The 21,244-nt window shown below is 73.6% G+C and carries 21 protein-coding genes and 3 tRNA genes; 6 read left to right on the top strand and 18 right to left on the bottom strand.

The features are described from left to right. Positions 1–67: 67 nt before the first annotated feature. Entirely contained in the window at positions 68–655 is a 588-nt protein-coding gene (gene leuD / locus ACN261_RS15790) for a 3-isopropylmalate dehydratase small subunit (protein ID WP_421486067.1), read from the bottom strand. 15 nt (positions 656–670) lie between these two features. After that, entirely contained in the window at positions 671–2,113 is a 1,443-nt protein-coding gene (gene leuC / locus ACN261_RS15785) for a 3-isopropylmalate dehydratase large subunit (protein WP_425850848.1), read from the bottom strand. A 49-nt stretch (positions 2,114–2,162) separates the two neighbouring features. On the opposite strand from leuC, the gene ACN261_RS15780 reads away from it, so the two are divergent. Then, a complete protein-coding gene (locus tag ACN261_RS15780) occupies positions 2,163–2,849 on the top strand; it encodes an IclR family transcriptional regulator (protein ID WP_088646078.1) in 687 nt (228 codons plus the stop codon). A 366-nt stretch (positions 2,850–3,215) separates the two neighbouring features. On the opposite strand, the gene ACN261_RS15775 is transcribed toward ACN261_RS15780, so the two are convergent. From ACN261_RS15775 to ACN261_RS15760, 4 genes are all read right to left on the bottom strand, one after another. After that, positions 3,216–3,291 (bottom strand) — tRNA-Glu (locus ACN261_RS15775). A 399-nt stretch (positions 3,292–3,690) separates the two neighbouring features. After that, positions 3,691–3,763: transfer RNA gene (locus tag ACN261_RS15770), tRNA-Glu, on the bottom strand. 141 nt (positions 3,764–3,904) lie between these two features. Then, positions 3,905–3,976 (bottom strand) — tRNA-Gln (locus ACN261_RS15765). A 107-nt stretch (positions 3,977–4,083) separates the two neighbouring features. Further along, complete coding sequence (locus ACN261_RS15760) at positions 4,084–4,887, bottom strand: fumarylacetoacetate hydrolase family protein (protein WP_363652387.1); 804 nt, start codon at positions 4,885–4,887, stop codon at positions 4,084–4,086. A gap of 153 nt (positions 4,888–5,040) precedes the next feature. Between ACN261_RS15760 and ACN261_RS15755 the strand changes: the two genes are divergently transcribed. After that, entirely contained in the window at positions 5,041–6,615 is a 1,575-nt protein-coding gene (locus ACN261_RS15755; RefSeq protein ID WP_425850845.1) for a hypothetical protein, read from the top strand. 33 nt (positions 6,616–6,648) lie between these two features. After that, entirely contained in the window at positions 6,649–7,533 is an 885-nt protein-coding gene (locus ACN261_RS15750; RefSeq protein WP_421486064.1) for a 3-methyladenine DNA glycosylase, read from the top strand. Between the two features lie 42 nt (positions 7,534–7,575). Here ACN261_RS15750 and ACN261_RS15745 read toward each other — a convergent pair whose 3' ends face one another. The 10 genes from ACN261_RS15745 to ACN261_RS15700 all read right to left on the bottom strand — a co-directional run bounded on the left by ACN261_RS15745 (position 7,576) and on the right by ACN261_RS15700 (position 15,561). Beyond that, positions 7,576–8,748: a cellulose binding domain-containing protein gene (locus tag ACN261_RS15745; protein ID WP_425850843.1), complete on the bottom strand. Its 1,173-nt coding sequence runs from the start codon at positions 8,746–8,748 to the stop codon at positions 7,576–7,578. A 132-nt stretch (positions 8,749–8,880) separates the two neighbouring features. Then, entirely contained in the window at positions 8,881–9,459 is a 579-nt protein-coding gene (locus tag ACN261_RS15740; protein ID WP_425850841.1) for a GNAT family N-acetyltransferase, read from the bottom strand. A gap of 7 nt (positions 9,460–9,466) precedes the next feature. After that, positions 9,467–9,883 carry a DUF4180 domain-containing protein gene (locus ACN261_RS15735; protein ID WP_425850839.1) on the bottom strand — a complete coding sequence of 139 codons (417 nt, stop codon included), beginning with the start codon at positions 9,881–9,883 and terminating at the stop codon, positions 9,467–9,469. Between the two features lie 110 nt (positions 9,884–9,993). Further along, positions 9,994–10,419 (bottom strand): alternative ribosome rescue aminoacyl-tRNA hydrolase ArfB, encoded by a 426-nt coding sequence (gene arfB, locus ACN261_RS15730; RefSeq protein ID WP_425850837.1) that lies wholly within the window; start codon positions 10,417–10,419, stop codon positions 9,994–9,996. Between the two features lie 9 nt (positions 10,420–10,428). Further along, positions 10,429–10,737: a hypothetical protein gene (locus ACN261_RS15725; RefSeq protein ID WP_363652399.1), complete on the bottom strand. Its 309-nt coding sequence runs from the start codon at positions 10,735–10,737 to the stop codon at positions 10,429–10,431. Between the two features lie 142 nt (positions 10,738–10,879). Next, complete coding sequence (locus tag ACN261_RS15720; RefSeq protein ID WP_204923757.1) at positions 10,880–11,743, bottom strand: S1C family serine protease; 864 nt, start codon at positions 11,741–11,743, stop codon at positions 10,880–10,882. Positions 11,744–11,805: 62 nt separating this feature from the next. Continuing rightward, complete coding sequence (locus ACN261_RS15715; RefSeq protein ID WP_204923756.1) at positions 11,806–12,765, bottom strand: VWA domain-containing protein; 960 nt, start codon at positions 12,763–12,765, stop codon at positions 11,806–11,808. Next, positions 12,762–13,754 carry a DUF58 domain-containing protein gene (locus ACN261_RS15710; protein ID WP_421486058.1) on the bottom strand — a complete coding sequence of 331 codons (993 nt, stop codon included), beginning with the start codon at positions 13,752–13,754 and terminating at the stop codon, positions 12,762–12,764. Before ACN261_RS15710 ends, ACN261_RS15715 begins: the two co-directional genes overlap by 4 nt. Further along, positions 13,751–14,800 carry an AAA family ATPase gene (locus ACN261_RS15705; RefSeq protein ID WP_088641647.1) on the bottom strand — a complete coding sequence of 350 codons (1,050 nt, stop codon included), beginning with the start codon at positions 14,798–14,800 and terminating at the stop codon, positions 13,751–13,753. The genes ACN261_RS15710 and ACN261_RS15705 overlap by 4 nt, the downstream gene beginning before the upstream one ends. 239 nt (positions 14,801–15,039) lie before the next feature. After that, positions 15,040–15,561 carry a hypothetical protein gene (locus ACN261_RS15700; RefSeq protein ID WP_421486057.1) on the bottom strand — a complete coding sequence of 174 codons (522 nt, stop codon included), beginning with the start codon at positions 15,559–15,561 and terminating at the stop codon, positions 15,040–15,042. Between the two features lie 397 nt (positions 15,562–15,958). Between ACN261_RS15700 and ACN261_RS15695 the strand changes: the two genes are divergently transcribed. After that, the gene (locus tag ACN261_RS15695) at positions 15,959–16,894 is read left to right on the top strand and encodes an endonuclease/exonuclease/phosphatase family protein (protein WP_421487018.1); all 936 of its coding nucleotides are present in this window, start codon (positions 15,959–15,961) and stop codon (positions 16,892–16,894) included. 14 nt (positions 16,895–16,908) lie between these two features. Here ACN261_RS15695 and cimA read toward each other — a convergent pair whose 3' ends face one another. Further along, on the bottom strand, positions 16,909–18,492 hold the full coding sequence (cimA, locus tag ACN261_RS15690; RefSeq protein ID WP_425853607.1) for a citramalate synthase: 1,584 nt from the start codon (positions 18,490–18,492) through the stop codon (positions 16,909–16,911). Between the two features lie 252 nt (positions 18,493–18,744). On the opposite strand from cimA, the gene ACN261_RS15685 reads away from it, so the two are divergent. Together ACN261_RS15685 and ACN261_RS15680 are read left to right on the top strand one after the other, a co-directional pair. After that, the gene (locus ACN261_RS15685; protein ID WP_425850834.1) at positions 18,745–19,203 is read left to right on the top strand and encodes a PRC-barrel domain-containing protein; all 459 of its coding nucleotides are present in this window, start codon (positions 18,745–18,747) and stop codon (positions 19,201–19,203) included. A gap of 70 nt (positions 19,204–19,273) precedes the next feature. After that, a complete protein-coding gene (locus ACN261_RS15680; protein ID WP_425850832.1) occupies positions 19,274–20,029 on the top strand; it encodes a tyrosine-protein phosphatase in 756 nt (251 codons plus the stop codon). A 70-nt stretch (positions 20,030–20,099) separates the two neighbouring features. On the opposite strand, the gene ACN261_RS15675 is transcribed toward ACN261_RS15680, so the two are convergent. Further along, positions 20,100–21,197, bottom strand: coding sequence for a branched-chain amino acid aminotransferase (locus ACN261_RS15675; protein ID WP_425850830.1), 1,098 nt, complete (start codon positions 21,195–21,197; stop codon positions 20,100–20,102). Positions 21,198–21,244 lie beyond the last annotated feature (47 nt).

The following is a 21,244-nucleotide window of genomic DNA, read 5'->3' as shown; positions in this document are numbered from 1 at the left end:
CGTAACGGATTCGCCCCCACCGGATGAACCGGTGGGGGCGAAAACGGTGCCGTGGCCCGGCGTACGGCTAGACCACGGCGGGGGTGAACGACGGTCGGCCGGCCTCGTACGCCTCAATGTCGGCGACGTGCCGCAGGGTGAGTCCAATGTCGTCGAGGCCCTCCATCAGCCGCCAGCGGCTGTGGTCGTCGAGCGGGAACGACCAGGTGGAATCCCCGACCCGGACCTCTCGGGTGGTCAGGTCGACCGTCACCGCGGTGGTCGGATCGGCCTCCACCAGGTCCCAGATCTGCTCGACCGCGGTCAGTTCCAATTCGACCGGGAGGAGCCCTTCCTTGAGCGCGTTGCCCCGGAAGATGTCGCCGAACCGGGGCGAGATGACCGCCTGGAAACCCCCGTCGCGCAGCGCCCACACAGCGTGCTCCCGGGATGACCCGGTGCCGAACTCCGGCCCCGCCACGAGGATGGTGGCCCCGGAATACGCCGGGTTGTTGAGCACGAATGCGGGATCGTCGCGCCAGGCCCGGAAGAGTCCGTCGGCGAAGCCGGTACGGGTCACCCGCTTGAGGTACACGGCCGGGATGATCTGATCGGTATCCACATTGGAACGGCGCAGCGGTGCCGCGGTCCCGGTGTGGGTGGTGAACTTGTCCATCTCTCGGCTGCCCTTCTACAGATCGGCCGGGGCGGCGAGCCGGCCGGTCACGGCGGTGGCGGCGGCGACCGGCGGCGACACCAGGTGGGTACGCCCGCCCCGGCCCTGCCGGCCCTCGAAGTTGCGGTTGGAGGTCGAGGCCGAACGCTCGCCCGGCTTCAGCGTGTCCGGGTTCATGCCCAGGCACATCGAGCAGCCGGCGAACCGCCACTCCGCTCCGGCGTCGGCGAAGACCTTGTCCAGGCCCTCCGCCTCGGCGGCCTCCCGTACCGCGGCGGAACCGGGCACCACCAGCATCCGCACCCCGTCGGCGACCCGGTGGCCGCGCAGCACGTCGGCGGCGGCCCGCAGGTCCTCCAGCCGGCCGTTGGTGCAGGAACCGACGAACACCACGTCGACGGCGAGGTCGCGCAGCGGGGTGCCCGGCGTGAGGTCCATGTACTCCAGGGCCCGACGCGCGGCGGTCCGCTCGGCGTCGGTGGTGAACTCCTCCGGGTCCGGCACGGCCGCGCCGAGCGGGGCGCCCTGGCCGGGGTTGGTGCCCCAGGTGACGAAGGGGGTGATCCGGGAGGCGTCCAGGGTCACCTCGGCGTCGAAGGTCGCGCCGTCGTCGGTGGGCAGCGTCCGCCAGTACGCCAGCGCCGCGTCCCGGTCGGCCCCGGCCGGCGCGTGCGGCCGGCCCTTCAGGTACGCGAAGGTGGTCTCGTCCGGCGCGATCAGGCCCGCCTTGGCGCCCCACTCGATGGACATGTTCGCCACCGTCATCCGGCCCTCCATCGACAGCGCCCGGATGGCCTCGCCCCGGTACTCCACGATGTGGCCGCGTCCACCGCCGGTGCCCACCTGCGCGATCAGCGCGAGGACCAGGTCCTTGGCGGTGACGCCGGGGCCGAGCTGACCGGTGACGTTGACCGCCATGGTCTTCGGGCGGGCCTGCGGCAGGGTCTGGGTGGCCAGGACGTGTTCGACCTCACTGGTGCCGATGCCGAAGGCCAGCGCGCCGAACGCGCCGTGGGTGGCGGTGTGCGAATCGCCACAGACGATCGTCATGCCGGGCTGGGTGACGCCCAACTGGGGGCCGATCACGTGCACGATGCCCTGGTTCTCGTCGCCCAGGGGGTGCAGCCGCAGGCCGAACTCGGCGCAGTTGCGGCGCAACGTCTCGATCTGGGTACGCGAGGTCGGGTCCGCGATCGTCAGCAGGTCGCCCCGGCGCAGCCGGAACGCGGGATCGTCGTACCCGGTCGGGGTGTTGTGATCCTCGGTCGCGAGCGTGAGATCGGGGCGGCGGACCCGCCGGCCGGCCTGGCGCAGCCCGTCGAACGCCTGCGGGCTGGTCACCTCGTGCAGCAGGTGCAGGTCGATGTAGAGCAGGTCCGGCTCACCCTCGGCGGTCCGTACGACGTGCGCGTCCCAGACCTTCTCGGCCAGGGTCCTCGGTTGAGTGACTCCCACCATCTGGACATCCTAAATTCTGGGAGGTAAATTTCGGCTTGTGGGACACAGTATGAGCGGTGTCGGCGTCCTCGACAAGGCGGTGGTCATCCTGGCCGCCTGTGTCGACGGCGCCAGCCTGGCCGAACTCGTTGAACGCACCAAGCTGCCCCGAGCCACCGCACACCGGCTGGCCCAGGCCTTGGAGATCCACCGGATGCTGGTCCGGGACACCCAGGGGCGATGGCGTCCCGGGCCCCGGCTCGGCGAGCTGGCCAACGCCGCCCCGGACGTCCTGCTGACCGCCGCCGAGCCGCTGCTCGCCGCGCTGCGCGACGCCACCGGGGAGAGCGCCCAACTCTACCTGCGCCGGGCCGACGAACGGGTCTGTGTGGCCGCCGCCGAGCGGGCCAGCGGCCTGCGGGACACCGTGCCGGTCGGCTCGGTGCTACCCATGACGGCGGGCTCCGCGGCGCAGATCCTGCTCGCCTGGGAGCCGCCCGAGGCGGTCATGCCGCTGCTGCCCCGGTCCAAGTTCACCGGCCGCACCCTCGCCGAGGTACGCCGCCGGGGCTGGGCGCAGAGCGTCGCCGAACGGGAGGCCGGTGTGGCGAGCGTCTCCGCCCCGATCCGGGACCGCACCGGCCGGGTGATCGCCTCGATCAGCATCTCCGGCCCGATCGAACGCCTCGGCCGCCGCCCCGGCGAACGGCACGCCATGGCCGTCGTCCGCGCCGGCCAACGCCTCTCCGGCCTCTAACCCACTCCTCCCCCACCCGCCTCACCCCACCCCACCCCGTCCCGCCCCGCCCCGCCCCCGCCGCCTCGGCTCGCCTCGGTGATCAAGAAGTTTGCGTCATGTTCAGAGATCAAAGTGACGCAAACCTCTTGATCACGTGACGCAAACCTCTTGATCACCGAGGTGGGACCGCGGGGGCGGGTGAGACCGGGGAGGGTGAGGGCGGCGGGGGCGGGTCGGCGCGGCCAGAGGCGGGTCGGCGCGGCCAGGGGCCAAGGACCAAGGGCCAGGGGCGGGTGTGACCGGCGGGATGGAGGCGCGGGAGAGGGCGGGAAGCGAGGGGAACGGCGATCGGCCCGCCTCGCGGGGCGAGACGGGCCGATCGTGTGGTAGCCCCGACCGGATTCGAACCGGCGCTACCGCCTTGAGAGGGCGGCGTCCTGGGCCACTAGACGACGGGGCCAGGCACATTTTCCTGCTTCACCACCCCGTGGGGCGGTGCGGCATTAGTCTAACGGCACCGGCACCCGACCCCCGAGACGGGGGTCGGCATCCTGGCGGGGTCGGTACCCGGGTGGCGAAACAGCGGTGTCCGAGCGGCCGAGACAGCGCACCATCACCACACGAGCCGGCCCAGCCAACACGAGCCGGCCCAGCCAACACGAGCAGGGCCGACCACACGAACGGGATCAGCCACAGAGCAGGGCCGACCACACGAGCGGGCCCAGCCAGCCGAGGGGGGCCCAGCCACATGAGCCGGGCCAGCCCGAGCGGGCCGGCTGGCGCGCGGGAGGGGGAACGAACTCTCCCCGAGACGCGAAGAAGCCCGTCCCAACGAACGTGGGACGGGCTGTCAGCGTTGTAGCCCCGACCGGATTCGAACCGGCGCTACCGCCTTGAGAGGGCGGCGTCCTGGGCCACTAGACGACGGGGCCAGAACATAGCTTGTGCTTCCCTGCCCTAGCCGGGGCGGGGAAGCTGCACTCTATCAGAGATCAACTTTGCCCCGATGACGGGACGGAGCCGATCTCCGCCAGAATCCAGCGTCCACGGATTCGGGTGAACCCGCGGTTGCGCTGGGGTACCAGGACTCGAACCTAGACTAACTGAACCAGAATCAGTTGGGCTGCCAATTACCCCATACCCCATTGGCCCCTTGTGGCGCCGGGAAGGAACTTTACCCTCCCCGCGCCAACAGGCCAAATCCAATCCCCCAAACCGCGTGTGAGCTGCGGAAACAGGGGTGTCGTACGGGTCAGGCGACCGGTACCACCGTGTTGGTGAGCTCGCCGATCCCTTCGATCCGTACGGTGACCGTATCCCCGTCCGTGAGCGGACTAACCCCGGCCGGGGTGCCGGTCAGCACCACGTCCCCGGGCAGCAGCGTCATCACGTGCGAGATGTACGACACCAGCGCCGGCACGTCGAAGACCATGTCCTTGGTCCGGCCGAGCTGACGTACCTCCATCTCGTCCGGGTTGCGCCCCACCTCGCAGCGCACCTCCAGGTCGGAGACGTCCAGACCGGTGGTGATCCAGGGGCCGATGGGGCAGAACGAGTCGAAACCCTTGGCCCGGGTCCACTGCGAGTCGGAACGCTGCAGGTCCCGCGCGGTGACGTCGTTGGCGCAGGTGTAGCCGAAGACGGCCTTCGCGGCGGCGGCCCGGTCGGCCCGGCGGGCACCCGGCGCGCCGATCACCACGGCCAACTCGGCCTCGTGCTCCACCTGCCGGGAGAAGATCGGCAGCCGGATCGCGTCCCGGGGGCCGATCACCGAGGTGGACGGCTTGAGGAAGAGCAACGGCTCCTTCGGCACCTCGTTGCCGTGCTCGGCGGCGTGCTCGGCGTAGTTACGCCCCACACAGACCACCTTGCTGGGCAGGATCGGCGACAGTAGCCGCACGTCGGAGAGCGCCCACCGGGCACCGGAGAACTGGATCTGCCCGAACGGGTGGCCCTCGATCTCGGCGACGGTCAGACCCTGCGGCCCGGCCTCCGGTTCGCCCTCGACGACCCCGAACGACATTCCCTTGGCATGAGCGAAACGAGCGATACGCACCCGGCCAATCTATCCCCACGCCCGGCGTCACCAGTCGACCACCGGGACGTCGGCGCAGCGTAGGCCATCGGCCGGCGCGGTGGGCGGGGTTCGCCGCTTCGTACCCGCCCGGAGGGTGCGCGCTCCTAACGTCGGCTCCGGAGGTTCGTTGGTATGCCTGCATCGAGACGACACCACAGGGCCCTCGCGGTTTTCGTGAACTGCCTGGGCATCCTCGCCGCCGTACCGGCGCTGCCCGGTACCGGCCCCGCACCCCACGCCACCCCGGCGGTGACCGCCGCGACGGCAGGGTCCGCCAGCACGGCCGGACCGGGTCGGGCACTGGGGACGGCGGGCCACCCCGGCCCGGCGGAACCGGGCCGGGCACCGACGGGGCCGGGCACCCGGGCCCGACCGGAAGCCACCGCCCGCCCCGCCGTACCGGCCCACCTCGCCGCCTGGGCGACGCCGGTGGTCCCGGCCCGGGAGACGGCACCTGCCCGGCCGGCGCGGGCCGCGCCCGGGGTGGCGGCCAGCGGCGCGGTCGTGCCGGTCACCCCGACCGCGCCGGCCCCCGGCATGACCACCGCCGGCAACCCGGGCGCGCCCCGGCCGGCACCGCAGGTCACCGTGGCCGTGGCACCCGCCGCGACGGGGGTGCCGGGTTACCGGATCATGGTGCGCAACACGGGCGGCTCGACGGTGCAGACGATGGTCCGGCAGGAGCTGCCGGCCGGCACCTCGACCACCGCGGTCAGCGCGGGTGGCCTGGTCACCCAAGCGGGCGGGGCGGGCGCGGGCGGGGAGGTCACCTGGCGGCTCGTCCTGCCGGCCGGGGCGACCCGGACCCTGGACACCGCCCTGGCCGCCGCCGCGCCGGGCCGGGCGCTGACCGCGCCGGCCTGCGCGTACGCCGGTGACGGCGACCAGCCGTACGACTGCGCGACGGCCACCTGGCGCAGCGGGGCGGCCCCGGAGGCGTTCGTGCCCGCGACGCCGGCCTGGCGGCAGCCGCCGATCCTGCTCGGCGCGGCACTGGTGGTGCTGGCCCTGCTGGCCGGCGCGCTCTGGTGGTGGCGGCGGGCCCGGCGACGGGTGGGCGGGATCGAGCCGACCGGCACCGCGCCGGTGGCGGCCGGCTCCCCGCCGTACGCGGGCGGCCCGGCGGCCCCCAGCGGGGGGACGGTGTACCCGCGCCCCGCCGTACCCGGAGAGGTCCGGCGACGCCGCAGCCCGTCGGTGTGGCTGGTGGTGGGGGTGGCCGCGACGGTGCTGGCCGGGGTGGTCTTCGCCGCCGCCTGGACGGCCACCCGCGAGGTCGCCGCCATCGACACCACCAAGCAGCCGACCGCCGGGGCGTGGACGGGCACCACCATGACCGGCCCGGTCGGCACCCCGCTGCGGGAGAAGGCGTTCGAGTTCACCGTCTACCGGGTGGCCTGCGCCACGGCGAGGGTCGCCAGCCAGCAGTGCCAGGCCACGGTCGGGGTGCGCAACGTCACCCCGGAGCAGCAGAGCTGGCACGGTCAGCTCCAGCGCGCGTACCTGCCGGGTGGGAGCTGGGTGAGCACCGACGAGGACGCCACCCGGCTGGCGAACCTGGGGCGCGACGTCTTCGCCCAGCCCGTCTCGGCGGGCAGCCGGGTGGTGCTGCCGCTGGTCTTCACCGTGCACGGCGCGCAGAAGCCGGAGCAGTTGGAGCTGCGCAGCGGGGTGTTCTCCGCCGGGGTCCGGGTGGACGTGCCCTGACCGGGGGCGGGCGGCGGTCGTACCCTGAGGGGTGTGACCGCCGCCCTCGCCCCCGCCGCCCTCGACGCGGTCGACTGGCAGGCCCGGCGGGCGGCCCACGCGGCGCGGGTGGCCACCTGGCTGGACCCGCACCTGGCCCGCCGCCGCACCGGCGGCCGGCATCCGGTGGAGGATTTCCTCTTCACCTACTACTCATACCGCCCGGCGCAGTTGCGTCGTTGGCATCCGGGCGCGGGGGTGCTGCTGCGTGACGCGGACCCGGCCGCGTTCGGCCGCGACTACCGCGCCGACCCCGCCGGGGTCACCCTCGACACCGACCGGGTACGCGGACGCCGTGCCGACTCGATCGGCTGGATCAGAGCGTTGCTGGCCGCGACCGCCGGCCGACCGGCGCACCTGGGCTGCTTCGGCATGCACGAGTGGGCGATGGTCTACCGGCAGACCCAGGAGGAGGTCCGGCACAACGCCTGGCCGCTGCGGCTCAGCCCGGACGACACCGCCGCCGTGGTTCGCGAGCGGGGCGTGCGGTGCAGCCACTTCGACGCGTTCCGGTTCTTCACCGCGCCGGCCCGGCCGCTGAACCTGCTCCAGCCGAGCCGGGAGACCCAGCACGAGCTGGAACAGCCGGGTTGCCTGCACGCCAACATGGACCTCTACAAGTGGGCGTACAAGCTCTCCCCGCTGGTCGCCTCGGAGCTGGTGGCGGACTGTTTCGCGCTGGCCCGGCAGATCCGGACGCTGGACATGCGGGCCAGCCCCTACGACCTGGCCGCCCTCGGTTACCCGCCGGTGCGGGTGGAGACCGCCGAGGGCCGGGCCGAGTACGCGGCGGCGCAGCGCGGCTTCGCCGAGCGGGCCGCCGTGCTGCGCGCTCGCCTGCTGGCCGCACTGGACCGCGCCACTGCGGACGCCGGCTGACCCGGGCAAGGGTCCGGACCGGGACCCGGACCCTCGGGCGGGTCAACTGGCGGTGCAGGTCGCCGTGGGGGCGGTGGCGGTGCCGGTGTGGGTGCCGAGGAACCCGAAGGTGGCCTCGGCCGCCGGGGCGAGCGCCCCGTTCCAGTTCACGTTGCGGGCGGTGACCGCGCTGCCGGTCTGGGTCAGGTCGGCGTTCCAGGTCTGGGTGATCTGCTGTCCGGCGGGCAGGGTGAAGGTGACCCGCCAGCCGGCGGTCCGCGCGGTGCCGGTGCTGCGGACGGTCACCTCGCCCTGGTGCCCGCCCTGCCAATGGTTGGTGATCCGGTAGCTGGCGGTGCACGCCACCCCGGCCGGCGGCGACGTGGTCGGCGGGTCGACGGTGGGTGACCCGGTGGGCGGGACCGTGGGGCTGACCGTCGGGCTCGGCGGGCCGGTGGGGGTGGGCGGGCCGGTGGGGGTGGGCGAGCCGGTCGGGGTGGACGTCGGGGTGACCCCGCCGAGGGCGGCCACCAGCGCCGGGTACCACCGGTCGGACATCTTCTGGTCACCGGCCGCGTTGGGGTGCACCCCGTCGTAGGTGTCGGTGGTGGTGCTGAACCCGGTCCACTGGTCGACCACGACGATCGGCGACGCGGCGGTGGTCTTTCCCGCCGCCCAGCCGTCGATCACGGCGTTGAGGGCCACCGCCCGCTGCCCGCACTCGGCGCAGCTCGACGGCGCCATCGGGATGATCTTGGCGACGATGATCCGCATCGTCGGGTTGCTGGCCCGCATCTGGTCCACCAGCTTCGAGTACGCGGTCAGGATCGTGGCCGGGGGAATGTTGCTCCACACGTCGTTGGTGCCGAAGTGCATGAGCACGACGTCGGGGTGGGTCGCGGCGAGCCAGCCGGGCAACAGGTTCTGGTTGGCGACGTTCGTCACCAGGTAGCCGCCGTGACCCTCGTTGTCCCCGTCGTACGGCTGCCCGCAGCCCTGCGGGCCGAGGGTGCCGACGAAGTCGACGTCGGTGTGGCCGGTGGACTGCAGGCGGTTCCACAGCAGGGAACGCCAGCAGCCGGGCGAGCCGGTGATCGAGTCCCCGAGCGGCATCACGCGGACCGGGGTGGCGGCGGCGGGGTGGGCCGCCGGGGTGGCGACCAGCCCGACGAGCAGGGTGAGGGGGACGGCCGCGAACGCGGCGAGCAGGGCGGAGAGGAACGGCCTTCGGAGCATGGTGAGGGGACTCCTGTCACGTGACGACGTGCGGTCGGTGACGGCCCGGTTGCTCCCACTGATATCCCACCAGACCGGCCGCCCCGGCTCAACGCCCTCCCGCATCCTGGCGAAGCGCTTCGACACCCCAGGTCAGCGCGTCGGGTGGCCCCGGTGCACGGCCCACTCCGGGGCCAGGATCGACATCACCGTCGCGTCGACCCAGCCGTCGGTGTCCCGCAACACCTGCCGCAGCACGCCCTCGGCGACGAAACCCACCTTCTCGTACGCCCGGCGGGCGCGCGGGTTGAACGCGAACACCTCCAGCGAGACGCGGTGCAGGCCGAGGGTGTCGAAGGCGTACCCGACGACCAGCCGGGTCGCCTCGGTGCCGAGGCCCCGGTCGCGGCCGGCCGCCACGAACAGGGTGCGGAAGTTGCAGGAGGCGTTGTGCCGGTCCCAGTCGTTGAGGACGACCTCGCCGACGCAGTCGCCGGTGGCGTTGTCCACCACCGCCAGGTCGAGCCGGTCGGTCTGCGCGTTGCGGCTGCCGTACCAGGAACGCAGTTGCTGCTCGTCGGGGCCGCCGGGTGGGCTGCCGGTCAGGCGGGCCACCTCCGGGTCTGCCATCGCCGCCCGGAAACAGGCGAGGTCGGCGTCGACGAACGGACGCAACGTCACCCGCTCGCCGGTGATCGTCGGTTTGGTGGCGAAGTCGACGGCGCTGGGCATGGGCCCATCATCGACGGTGGCCGGGGCCGGGCTCCACCGGGTTTGCGCCGCCGGCCCGCGTGCGCAGCCGCTCCTCCAGCTCGGCCGTGGTGTCGACGAACCAGAGCTGGTCGCCCCGGTTGGCCTCGACGACGAAGTCGCGCAGGGCGGTGCTCCGCTCGACGTGCCCCGAGATGTCGCCGACCACGGCCAGCCGCAGCCGGTAGTTGACGAACTTCTGCACCACCGCGCCCGCCACCCCGGTACGCAGCGTGAAGAACTCGACGGCGAGCCGGCGTACCGGCAGCACCACCAGGTCGACCCCGTGGCCCAGCGCCGCGCCGATCACGTCGGTGGCGTCGTCACCGCCGCAGATCCTCGGCCCGTCGGGGGCACCGGCGAGCGCGGTGACGCCGGCGAGGGTGACCAGGGTGTCGGTGGACATGCCCGCCAGCCTAGGCAGCGCCGGCCCGTCCCGGCCCGGGTTTTCCGCCACCGGCGCACCGCACCGCGTCGACGGTGCCGCCGCCGGGACCCGACCGGCACTGGCGGCGGTCAGTCGCCGTCGGCGCGACGGTCCCGCTTGCGCTGGGACTGGCGCTTCTTGTCGGCCAGCCGGCGTTCCTTGGCGCCCCGCGAGGGGCGGGTGGGACGCCGGGGCGGCGGGGGCGGGGCGACGGCCTCGCACAACAGGGCGACCAGCCGTTCCCGGGCCGCCTCCCGGTTGGCCAGTTGCGCGCGGTGCTCGCTGGCGGCGATGGTGAGCACCCCGTCGACGAGCCGGCCGGCGAGGCGTTCCCGCACCCGCTCGCGCAACGCCGGGGGCAGGCTGGTGGTGCCGGCCACGTCGAAGCTCAGCTCGACCCGGGAGTCGGTGGTGTTCACGCCCTGCCCGCCCGGCCCGGACGACCGCGAGAACCGTTCCCGCAGCTCGGCGGCGGGCACGGTCCACCGGTCGGTCACCCGCAGTCCGTCGTCCATCCGGCGAGGTTAGCGCCCCCGGCCGCCGGCGGGCGTCACGGTCGCCGAGGGTGCGGGTCCGGGTGCCGGCTCGGCCCGGTCGTGGTCGGGCCCGACGGTGGCGTAGGCGACCGCGCCGAACAGCAGCAGCGCGATCACCCCGACCCGGGTGAAGACCGCCCGGACCAGTGCGAGGGCGGCCCGGCGGGCCCCGGGGACGGCCCGCCTGGCGGCCCGGTAGTCGTTCCAGCCACGGCGGGCGCGGGCGTACCGCGCGCCGACCCCCCAGCCGACGACGAGGCCCACCACCAGCAGCAATGCGACGAGAGGTAGCTCCACCCACGCCAGTATCCATACTTAGCGCCATATTTCTATGGGCTGATGGCCTGACCTCGGCATCTGCAAGTTTTCCCTGGTCAGCGCCGCGTACACCGGCCGCCGCACCGGTGGACGCCGGCGACCCGGCCCGAGCCCTCCCGGGTCAGCCGCCCTTGCCGATGATGGTGTCGGCCGTCTGCTGCACCTGGTCGATGGGGATGGCGAAGCCGATGCCGATCGACCCGCTGCCGTCGATGGTGGCGATCGCCGTGTTCACCCCGACCACCTCGCCCCGGGCGTTGACCAGCGGGCCGCCGGAGTTGCCCGGGTTGATCGACGCGTCGGTCTGCACCGCGCTGCGGCGGTTGGTGCCCAGGCGCACCTGCCGGTTGAGGGCGCTGACGATCCCGGCGGTCACCGTGCCGGCCAGGCCCAGCGGCGAGCCGACCGCGAGCACCGGTTCGCCGACCCGGGTGGACCGGGGCTTGGCCAGCGGCAACGGGGCCAACCCGGCGGCCGACGGCACCTTCAGCACGGCCAGGTCGCTGCCCGGCTCCCGGCCGACCACCTCGGCGGCGTACCGGCGGCCGTCGGGCATCTCCACGGTCACTGCGCCACCGCCCCCCTTGGCCAGGATGTGGTCATTGGTGACGACGTGCTGCTCGTTGTCGATGGCGAAACCGGAACCGGTCGCCGACTGCCCGGCGGCACCCCCGCCGACCAGCACGGACACCACGCCCGGGACGGTCTTCTGGGCGGCGGTGACCAGTTCCGCCGGGACCGGGGCGGCGGAGGCCGCCGTCGGGCCCGCGCCGTCCTGGCCGGCCACCCAGCCGCCGGCCGCCGCACCGGAGACGGTGGACAGGGCGACCACCGCCACGGCGGTCCACAACCGCCCGCGCCAGCGCCGCCGCGACGGGTCCTCCCCCGGCGACGGTACGTCCCACCGGGGTCGGCCGTCCGGCCCCAGGTCGGGTGAGAGGAACCAGGGGCCCCGGGGCTCCCCCAGGCCGGTCGGTACTGCCATACGTCCGCTCCTCACTGTGTGCTGCGACGGATCAGGGGCAGGTGGGCCGGTACGGTCCCCGCTCAGGGCAGGCGGGAGAACCAGCGCATCGACCCGGCCGCCGCACCCATGGCGAAGACCAGCCCGAGCCCGATGAACCGGGCGGAGATGTCCTGACGTTCCTTGCGGTAGCCGACGGAGGAGCCGATGTCCTCGTAGACGTCGCGCAGTTCGGCGCTGCTGCCCGCCTCGTGGAACCCGCCCCCGGTCTGGTCGGCGACCGCCTGCAGGGTCTGCCCGTCGACCGGCACCTGGATCGGCCGGCCACCCCGGTCGACGAACCCGCCCGGGGTGCCGAACGAGATGGTGTGCACGGGCACCTTCGCCGCGACGGCCGCCGCGGCGGCTTCCATCGGGTCGGCCCCGGAGGTGTTCGCCCCGTCGGAGAGCAGGACGACCCGGGCCGGCGGCGGTTGCTTGGCCGCCTTCCCGTCGAGGCTCTTCACCGCGCCGAGGCAGGCGCTGATCGCCTCGCCGATGGCGGTGCCCTGCACCCCGGTGATCCCCTCGGCGAGCCGGTCGATCCCGTCGTGCAGGGCGCCCCGGTCGGTGCTCGGCGGCACCAGCACCGCCGCGCTGCCGGCGAACGCGACCAGTCCCACGTTGAACTCGTCGGGCAGGCCGTCGACGAAGGTCCGGGCGGCCTCCTTGGCGGCGGTCAACCGGTCCGGTTCCACGTCGGTGGCGAGCATCGACGTGGAGACGTCCACGGCGACCATCACGGTGGCCCGCTCGCGGGGCACCCGCACCTCGGCGGTGGGCCGGGCGAAGCCGACCACCAGCAGCGCCAGCATGGCCAGGAACAGGCCGGCGGGCACGTGCCGTCGCCAGGCCGGCCGCTGCGGGGCGACCCGGTCGAGCAGCCGCAGGTTGGTGAAGCGGACCGCGTACCGGCTTCGCCGGCGCTGCGCCAGCAGGTAGCCGACGGCCAGCGCGACCACCCCGAGCAGCAGCAGGAGCCGGGCGGGTGACTGCCAGTTCACGCGACACCTCCCCGGGGTGCGGCGGACGCCGCCAGCCGGCGCTGGGCGTGCACGTGCCGCACGATGTCGGCGGTCCAGTCCCGGTCGGTCCGCAACGCGAGGTGGTCGGCCCCGCTGCGGCGCAGCGCGCGGGCCACCTGGGCGCGTTGCGCGGCGGCGGCGCTGGCGTACCGGCGGCGCAGCTCCGGGTCACCGGTCCACACCTCGCGCCGCCGGCCGGTCTCCGGGTCGACCAGGGTGATCAGGCCGACGTCGGGCAGCTCCAGCTCACGCGGGTCGGTCACCTCGACCGCGAGCACCTGGTGGCGGGCGGCGAGGCGGCGCAGCGCCGGCTCCCACCCGGTGGTGGCGTCGTGCCCGTCGGGCAGCCCGTCGAGGAAGTCGGAGACCACCACCACCAGTCCCCGCCGGACGGCGACCCGCTGCACCGCGGCGAGCGCGGCGGCCAGGTCGGGGCCGGTCGGCGGGGTGTCCGGTGCCGGGTCGTCCACCCGGGGGGCGTCCAGCAGCGCGCGGAGCACGCTCAGCAGGTGGGTACGCCCGCAGCGGGCCGGGAACCGGCGCAGCCCGTCGCTGCCGAGCACCTGCGCGCCGAGCCGGTTGCCGGTGCCGGCGGTGAGGAAGCCGACCGCGGCGACGGCGGCCACTGACAATTCCCGCTTGTCCAGCGCGGCGGTGCCGTACTCCATGCTGGGGCTGGCGTCGACCAGCAGCCAGGTGGTCAGCTCCCGGTCGGCGTCGACCTCGCGGACGTGCGGGACGGTGGTACGGGCGGTGACCGCCCAGTCCATCCGGCGTACCTCGTCCTCGCCGGGGCGGTACTCGCGGCTGCCGGCGATCTCGCTGCCGGGGCCGGGCAGCAGGCCACGCAGTTGACCGTGGAGCAGCCCGTCGAGGCGGCGGGTGACGGTCAGTTCGAGGCGGCGCAGCCGCCGTTCGGGGGCGAGGTCGGCAAGGGTCGGGCCGGTCAGGGCGGCCGGGGCGCTCACGCCGCCGCCAGGTCGGGCGTGTACTCGGGGTGGCCGGTGGCGAGCACCGGGGGCGGCACCGCCTGCACCAGCCGGTGCACCACCGCCTCGGCGCTGACCCCGTCGGCGACCGCGTCGAACGAGAGCACCAGCCGGTGGGCGAGCACGTCGACCGCGAGTTCGCGGACGTCGTCGGGGAGCACGTACTCGCGGCCGCGCAGCAGCGCCTGGGCACGGGCGGCGGCGACCAGGCCGAGGGTGGCCCGGGGGCTCGCCCCGTACGCCAGCAGCGGGGCGATCTCCGGCAGCCCGAAGCGGCCCGGGTCGCGGGTGGCGAGGATCAGCCGGACTACGTACTCGGCGAGCGCGTGGTGCACGAAGACCTGGGCGGCCCGGCGCTGGTAGTCGCGCAGCCGGACCGGGTCGAGCACCTGGCGGGGGCGGGGCCGGTCGCTGCTCATCCGGTAGAGGATGGCCAGTTCGTCGGCGTCGCCCGGGTAGTCGACGACGATCTTCATGAGGAACCGGTCGCGCTGCGCCTCGGGGAGCTGGTAGACCCCCTCGGACTCGATCGGGTTCTGGGTGGCCAGCACGAGGAACGGCTCCGGCACCGGCCAGCTCCGCCCGCCGATGGTGACCTGCCGTTCGGCCATCGCCTCCAGCAGCGCGGACTGCACCTTGGCGGGGGCCCGGTTGATCTCGTCGGCCAGCACCAGGTTGGCCATGATCGGGCCCAGCTCGACGTCGAAGTTCTCGGTCGAGGCCCGGTAGATCCGGGTGCCGACGATGTCGGAGGGGACCAGGTCGGGGGTGAACTGGATGCGGGTGAAGGTGCCGCCGACGACGGTGGCGAGGGTCTGCGCGGCAAGCGTCTTGGCGACGCCGGGCACCCCCTCCAGGAGGCAGTGGCCGTCGGCGATCAGCGCGGTGAGCAGCCGTTCGACGAGCCGGTCCTGCCCGACGATCACGCGTTTGACCTCGAAGAGGGTCTGTTCCAACTCGGCGCCCGCCGCGTCGGCATCGACCGGGCGGGGCAGGCTGGCCAGGGTGTCCGAGATGTCCGTCACGGTGCTTGCTTCCCGGGGTCACCCGCCGGCAAACGTCGGAATTTCCCGCCCCGACGGGCCGATTCGCCCCGGACCGGGACGACCGGCCCGGCGGGGCGGCAACACCGTGCGACGACCCAATGCGTGCGTCACCGGGTGATCCGTGCCCCGCCCACGCGGGCCGGGCCACGGGCACCGGGGTCCACAGCAGACGGTGCCGACCCCCTGGTGAGGGCCGGCACCGCCGACGGGTCCGCGCCTCAGTTGGCGACGAACAGGTGGAACGGCTTGTTCGACACCGATCCGCTGGAGCTGTACGTCTGGATGAAGACGCCGTTCGGTGTCTGGTTGCGCGGGGCGACGGCGATCTCGCCGGCCGGCGGCACGTTGAACTGGTCGTTGGTGCCGATGGTGGCCTGGAACGCCTTCCCGACCACGCTGTAGTCGAGCAGCACCTGGTACTGGCCGGTGCCGTACCGGGTCGACGAGACGACGTTCGCCGAGTGCTGGAGCAGGGTGCCGTCGCTGGCGACGACCGCCCAGGCGACCGAACCCGAGGCCGGCGGGGCGAGCGAGGCCTTGAGCGCCGCACGGGCCTGCTTGGCTTCGGCCGCCGTCACCGGGGGCTGACCGGTGGCACCGGACAGCCGCGCCCCGGGCTGGGCCACCTCGGCCGGAGCCTTGGTCGCCGGTTGCGCGACGGCGATCCCGCCGCCGGCCAGGGTGAGCGCCAGGACGCCGAGCGTCACCGCCGCCGCCTTACGCCTGAAGAATGTGGCCATGACAGGTCTCCCTTTTGTGACCGTGGCAATACGGCCGACCCACCGTACGGCGAGCCGGATACAGATGGTGCGATCGAGCCGGAATTAACGTGGGCAGAAAGCCTTCCACCCACGCCGGAAATAGTGAAGAAGAAACACTTCCAACCGGCCTGAGCTGGGAAAACTACGCTCTGTTGCGGCACCTCAACGAGGAGGAACGTAGCACCGCCAAAAGCGGAGCGTCAATAGCGCACCAACCCGTTTCGCCATCCCGAAAACGATGTTGGAAATTGCGAAACGTGAAGTCTCGACCATTCACGGAACGGCTCCGCGCCCGGCGGAGGCGGCATCGGCCGCTAGGCTGGCCGCCGTGCTGACGACCCCGGTGCCGACCACCACCCGCCGTCGTGCCGCTCCGCTGATCTGCTGGCTGGCGGTGGCACCCGGCCTCGCCTGGGCCGTGGTCCGCCTCGCCGGGTTCGACCGGGGCCCACTCGTGCAGGCGCTCGCCTTCACCCCGTACGTGGCGGCGTGGAGCCTGCTGGCCCTGATGCTGGTCCTCGCCCTGCGGTGCCGGTGGCCGGCGGTGGCCGCGGCGGTGGCGACGCTGGCCCTCCTCGGCGCGGTGGCACCCCGCGCGCTACCCGACCGGCAGCCGGCGACCCGGGGGCCGCAACTGCGGGTGCTCACCGCCAACCTGCTCGCGGGCAACGCCGACGCGGCCACCCTGGTCGAACTGGTCCGCCGGCACGAGGTGGACGTGCTCACCGTGCAGGAGTTCACCCCGGCGGCGCGGGACGCCCTCGACCGGGCCGGCCTCGCCGACCTGCTCCCCCACCGCCAGCTCAACCCCGAGGTGGGCACCACCGGCTCCGGGCTCTACGCCCGGTTCCCCCTCACCGACGGCGGTTTCCGGCGCAACGCCGGGTTCGCGTTCACCCAGGCGTACGCGACGGTGGCGGTGCCCGGCGCACCACCGTTACGGGTGGAGTCGGCCCACCCGGCGGCACCCTGGTCGGTCGGGGTGGTCGGCGAGTGGCGCACCGACCTGGCGGGCCAGCCGCGCGCCACCCCCGACGGTCAGCTCGGCATCCTCGCCGGGGACTTCAACGCCACCCTCGACCACTCCCCGCTGCGTGCCCTCCTGTCCAGCGGCTACGTCGACGCCGCCGACGCCGTCGGGGCCGGGCTGGTGGGCACGTGGGGTCCGTACGACGGCGACCCGATCCCGCCGGTCACCATCGACCACGTCCTGGTCGACCGCCGGATCGCCGTCCGTGCGGTCACCGTCCACGGGGTGCCCGCCACCGACCACCGCGCCGTGCTCGCCACCCTGCGCCTGCCCGCCCCCTGACGCCGGGGGTCAGCTCACACCGCCGCGCGGTCGAGGCCGTAGGTGAGGGCGTCCACGAGGGCGTGCCAGGACGCCTCGACCACGTTCGGGTGCACACCCACGGTGGTCCAGTCCCGGCCGGTGCCGTCGGCGGTCTCCACCAGCACCCGGGTCACCGCGCCGGTGCCGTGGGTGCCCTCCAGGATGCGCACCTTGTAGTCGGCCAGCTCGAAGTCGCGCAGCTCCGGGTAGTGCCGGGACAGGCCGACCCGCAGCGCCTCGTCCAGGGCGTTGACCGGGCCGTTGCCCTCGGCGGTGGCGATCACCCGCTCGCCGCGTACCCGGATCTTCACGGTCGCCTCGGAGATCACCTCGCCGTCCTCCCGGTGCTCCACCAGCACCCGGTACGACTCCAGCGCGAACGGCCGCACCGGGGCGGCGTCCGGCAGCTCGGAGCGGACCAGCAGCTCGAACGAGGCGTCGGCGGCCTCGAACGACCAGCCGCCCGCCTCCAGCTCCTTGACCCGGGCGGTCACCTTCGACACGGCGTCCGGATGGCCGGCCAGGTCAAGACCCAGCTCGCGGCTCTTCAGCTCGATGCTGGCCCGGCCGGCCATCTCGGTCACCAGGATCCGCATGTCGTTGCCCACCACCGACGGGTCCACGTGGTTGTAGAGCAACGGGTCGACCTTGATCGCGCTCGCGTGCAGCCCCGCCTTGTGGGCGAAGGCGGCGGCCCCGGCGTACGCCTGGTGGGTGTCGGGGGCGATGTTGGCGATCTCGGCGATGGCGTGCGAGACCCGCACCATCTGTTCCAGGCAGCCGTCAGGTAGGACGGGCAGCCCGAGCTTGAGCTGGAGGTTCGCCACGACGGCGAAGAGGTCGGCGTTGCCGGGGCGCTCGCCGTACCCGTTGGCGGTGCCCTGCACGTGCCGCACCCCGGCCTCGACGGCGGCGATCGTGTTGGCCACCGCGCAGGCGGTGTCGTTCTGGGCGTGCATGCCGAACAGTTCCGGGGCGATCCCGGTCCGGGCGGTCAGGTCGGCGATCGCGGCGGTCACCCGGGACGGCAGCATCCCCCCGTTGGTGTCGCAGAGCACGAACCGTTCGGCCCCGGCGGCGAGCGCGGTCTCGACAACCGAGGCGGTGTACGCCGGGTCGTGCCGGAACCCGTCGAAGAAGTGCTCGCCGTCGACGAAGACCCGTCGCCCCTGCGCGACCAGGTGGGCGACCGTGTCCCGGACCATCGCCAGGTTCTCCGCGCCGGTGGTGCGCAGCGCGCGTTCGACGTGCCGGATGTCGGCCTTGGCGACCAGCGCGACGGCCGGGGTCTGCGCGTCGAGCAACGCGCGCACCTGCGGGTCGTCGGCGACGGCGACCCCGGCCTTGCGGGTGGCCCCGAACGCGACCAGCAGGGCGTGCCGCAGGTCCAGCTCGGTGCGGGCCCGGCGGAAGAACTCGGTGTCCTTCGGCACCGCGCCCGGCCATCCGCCCTCGATGAAACCGACGCCGAACTCGTCGAGCAGGCGGGCCACCGCCAGCTTGTCGATCACCGAGTAGCTGAGCCCCTCGCGCTGGGCGCCGTCGCGCAGCGTGGTGTCGTAGACCTGGAACATCATCGAGAGTCCCTTCATCGGATCTTGGGGGAGCAACAAAAAGACCCCCCGCGGATGCGGGAGGTCTGCGCGCTCGGCAGAGGGGAGGCCGGCGCGCTAGCTGCCAATAATGCGGGCGGAGCTGGTCACGGTCGCCACTCTGCCACTGAATCCGGGTTCTGGGAGACAGAATCCACATCCCGGGACGGGGTGTGTGCGAGGTCTCCCCGGGGGTAGCCCGGTTGACGGACACGACTCTTCGAGGCAGGGGTTCCGATGGACAGGCTCGACCCGCACAGCACGCACGGCGTCACCGACCCGATGGTCGACGACGGTCAGGGCGCGATCCCCGGCGGCGCTCCCGGCGGGGCGTTCGACCCGTGGACCTACCGGGACGAGGCCGGGGTGGCCGACGCCGACCTGGTCGGCTACAAGGTCGAGGCGACCGACGGCGGGATCGGCAGGATCGACGAGGCGAGTCACGAGGTCGGCGGCAGCTACCTGGTCGTGGACACCGGGCCGTGGATCTTCGGCAAGAAGGTGATGCTGCCGGCCGGCACCGTCAACCAGGTCGACCACGACGACCGCAGGGTCCACGTCGACCGCACCAGGGACCAGATCAAGGCCGCTCCCGGGTACGACGAGAACAGCCACAGCGACGCGGCCTTCCGCGACGAGCTGGGCGGCTACTACGACGACACCTACGGCAACCTGCCGCCCGGCACCGCCCGGTAGCGGGCCGGCCCGCGTCGGCGGTCGACTCGGCGGGGCGGACCGCCGCCCCGCCGGCCGTTACCGTGTCCGGGTGAACCCCACCGAGAACAGCCGCCGTATCCCGTTCTCCGCGATGTTCAACTTCCGTGACGTCGGCGGCTACCCCGGCCACGACGCCCGCACCGTCCGCTGGGGCCGGCTCTACCGGTCGGACTCCCCGCACCGCATCGACGGCACCGACCGGGAGGCGTTCGCCGCGCTCGGCATCCGTACGGTGATCGACCTGCGCCGCCCGACCGAGGTGGACCGGGACGGTCGGGTGCCCGACCTCGACGGCCTCGCCTACCGGCACATCCACCCCGAGCACGCCGACTGGGCGCTGAGCCGCCACGAGCCGGAGGCCAGCCTGGCCCGCTACCTCGCCGACCGGTACGCCGACCTCGCCGAGACCGGCACCGCCGGGCTGGCCGAGGCGGTCGGGCTGATCGCCGACAGCGCCAACGCGCCCGTCCTGGTGCACTGCGTCGCCGGCAAGGACCGCACCGGCATCGTCTGCGCGCTGACCCTGTCCGTGCTCGGCGTCGACGAGGACCGCATCGCCGAGGACTACGCGCTGAGCACCGAGGCGTCCCAGCGGTTCAGCGCCTGGCTGGCGGAGGCCATGCCGGAGGCCGAGGCACCGCCCGCGCCCTTTCTGGGCTCCCCCGCCGAGGCGATGGCGCTCTTCCTCGCCGAGCTACGCGAGCGGCACGGATCGATCGAGGACTACCTGCGGCACGCGGGCGTCACCGACGCCCAGCTCGCCGCCCTGCGCGACCACCTGCTGGAGCCGCCCGCACCGCGGTGACCGCGCCGCCGACGCGCCCTGCCGACCCGGAGCGTCGGCGCTGGCAGGGCGGGTCGACAGGTGCGAATGGTCAGCGGATGTGCGTGACCCAGCCGTGCGGGTCGGGTGCCTCACCCCGCTGGACCGCCACCAACTGCTCCCGCAGCGCCGAGGTGGACCGGCCCGGCTCACCGCCGCCGATCACGAACTCGCCGCCGGGGTGCCGCACCCGGGCGATCGGGGTGATCACCGCGGCGGTGCCGCAGGCGAAGACCTCGCGCAGCCGGCCGCTCTCGGCGTCGGCCTGCCACTCGGCGAAGCTGACCGGACGCTCGACGACCCGGTGCCCGGAGGCGGCGGCCAGGGCGAGCAGCGCGTCCCGGGTGATGCCGGGCAGGATGGTGCCGGTCAGCGGCGGGGTGACCAGGGTGTCGTCGTCGTAGACGAAGAACACGTTCATGCCGCCCAACTCCTCGACGTAGCGGCGCTCGACCGCGTCGAGGAAGACCACCTGGTCACAGCCGGCCTCGATCGCCTCGGCCTGGGCCGACAGCGACGCCGCGTAGTTGCCGCCGCACTTGGCCGCGCCGGTGCCGCCGGGTGCGGCCCGGGTGTAGTCCGGGGACACCCAGACGGTGACCGGCTTCACCCCGCCGGCGAAGTAGGAACCGGCCGGTGAGGCGATGACGCAGTAGAGGTACTCGCGGGACGGTCGGACGCCGAGGAAGACCTCGCTGGCGAACATGAACGGCCGCAGGTAGAGGCTGGCGTCGGCGGCGTCGGGGATCCAGTCCCGGTCGACCTCGACCAGCTTGCGCAGCGACTCGACGAACAGCTCCGCCGGCAGCTCCGGCATGGCCAGCCGCCGGGCGGAGGCGATGAACCGGGCCGCGTTGGCCTCCGGCCGGAACATGGTGATCGAGCCGTCGGCCCTGCGGTACGCCTTCAGCCCCTCGAAGATCTCCTGCGCGTAGTGCAGGACGGCGCTGGCCGGGTCCATCGGGATCGGCGCGCGGGCTTCGACCCGGGGGTCGTACCAGCCCTTGCCGTCGGCGTACCGGATGGTCACCATGTGGTCGGTGAAGACCCGGCCGAAGCCGGGGTCGACCAGCAGGGCGGCCCGCTCGACGGCGGATACCGGCGCGGGATTCGGACGGATCTCGAAATCGAGCATGTCACCACCGCTCATCGCGCTGACCTCCCTGCGGGTTTGCCGGCACGCGGGAACCACGCACC

Source organism: Micromonospora sp. WMMD723, from assembly GCF_049863385.1.
Lineage (GTDB): Bacteria > Actinomycetota > Actinomycetes > Mycobacteriales > Micromonosporaceae > Micromonospora > Micromonospora wenchangensis.
This window is presented reverse-complemented; position numbering and strand designations above follow the sequence as displayed.

Excerpts from the sequence above, each read along its gene's own strand:
- leuD (WP_421486067.1), bottom strand. The coding sequence starts at position 655 with ATGGACAAGTTCACCACCCACACCGGGACCGCGGCACCGCTGCGCCGT.
- leuC (WP_425850848.1), bottom strand. The coding sequence starts at position 2,113 with ATGGTGGGAGTCACTCAACCGAGGACCCTGGCCGAGAAGGTCTGGGAC.
- ACN261_RS15780 (WP_088646078.1), top strand. The coding sequence starts at position 2,163 with ATGAGCGGTGTCGGCGTCCTCGACAAGGCGGTGGTCATCCTGGCCGCC.
- ACN261_RS15755 (WP_425850845.1), top strand. The coding sequence starts at position 5,041 with ATGCCTGCATCGAGACGACACCACAGGGCCCTCGCGGTTTTCGTGAAC.
- ACN261_RS15745 (WP_425850843.1), bottom strand. The coding sequence starts at position 8,748 with ATGCTCCGAAGGCCGTTCCTCTCCGCCCTGCTCGCCGCGTTCGCGGCC.
- ACN261_RS15740 (WP_425850841.1), bottom strand. The coding sequence starts at position 9,459 with ATGCCCAGCGCCGTCGACTTCGCCACCAAACCGACGATCACCGGCGAG.
- ACN261_RS15735 (WP_425850839.1), bottom strand. The coding sequence starts at position 9,883 with ATGTCCACCGACACCCTGGTCACCCTCGCCGGCGTCACCGCGCTCGCC.
- arfB (WP_425850837.1), bottom strand. The coding sequence starts at position 10,419 with ATGGACGACGGACTGCGGGTGACCGACCGGTGGACCGTGCCCGCCGCC.
- ACN261_RS15720 (WP_204923757.1), bottom strand. The coding sequence starts at position 11,743 with ATGGCAGTACCGACCGGCCTGGGGGAGCCCCGGGGCCCCTGGTTCCTC.
- ACN261_RS15700 (WP_421486057.1), bottom strand. The coding sequence starts at position 15,561 with ATGGCCACATTCTTCAGGCGTAAGGCGGCGGCGGTGACGCTCGGCGTC.
- cimA (WP_425853607.1), bottom strand. The coding sequence starts at position 18,492 with ATGATGTTCCAGGTCTACGACACCACGCTGCGCGACGGCGCCCAGCGC.
- ACN261_RS15685 (WP_425850834.1), top strand. The coding sequence starts at position 18,745 with ATGGACAGGCTCGACCCGCACAGCACGCACGGCGTCACCGACCCGATG.
- ACN261_RS15675 (WP_425850830.1), bottom strand. The coding sequence starts at position 21,197 with ATGAGCGGTGGTGACATGCTCGATTTCGAGATCCGTCCGAATCCCGCG.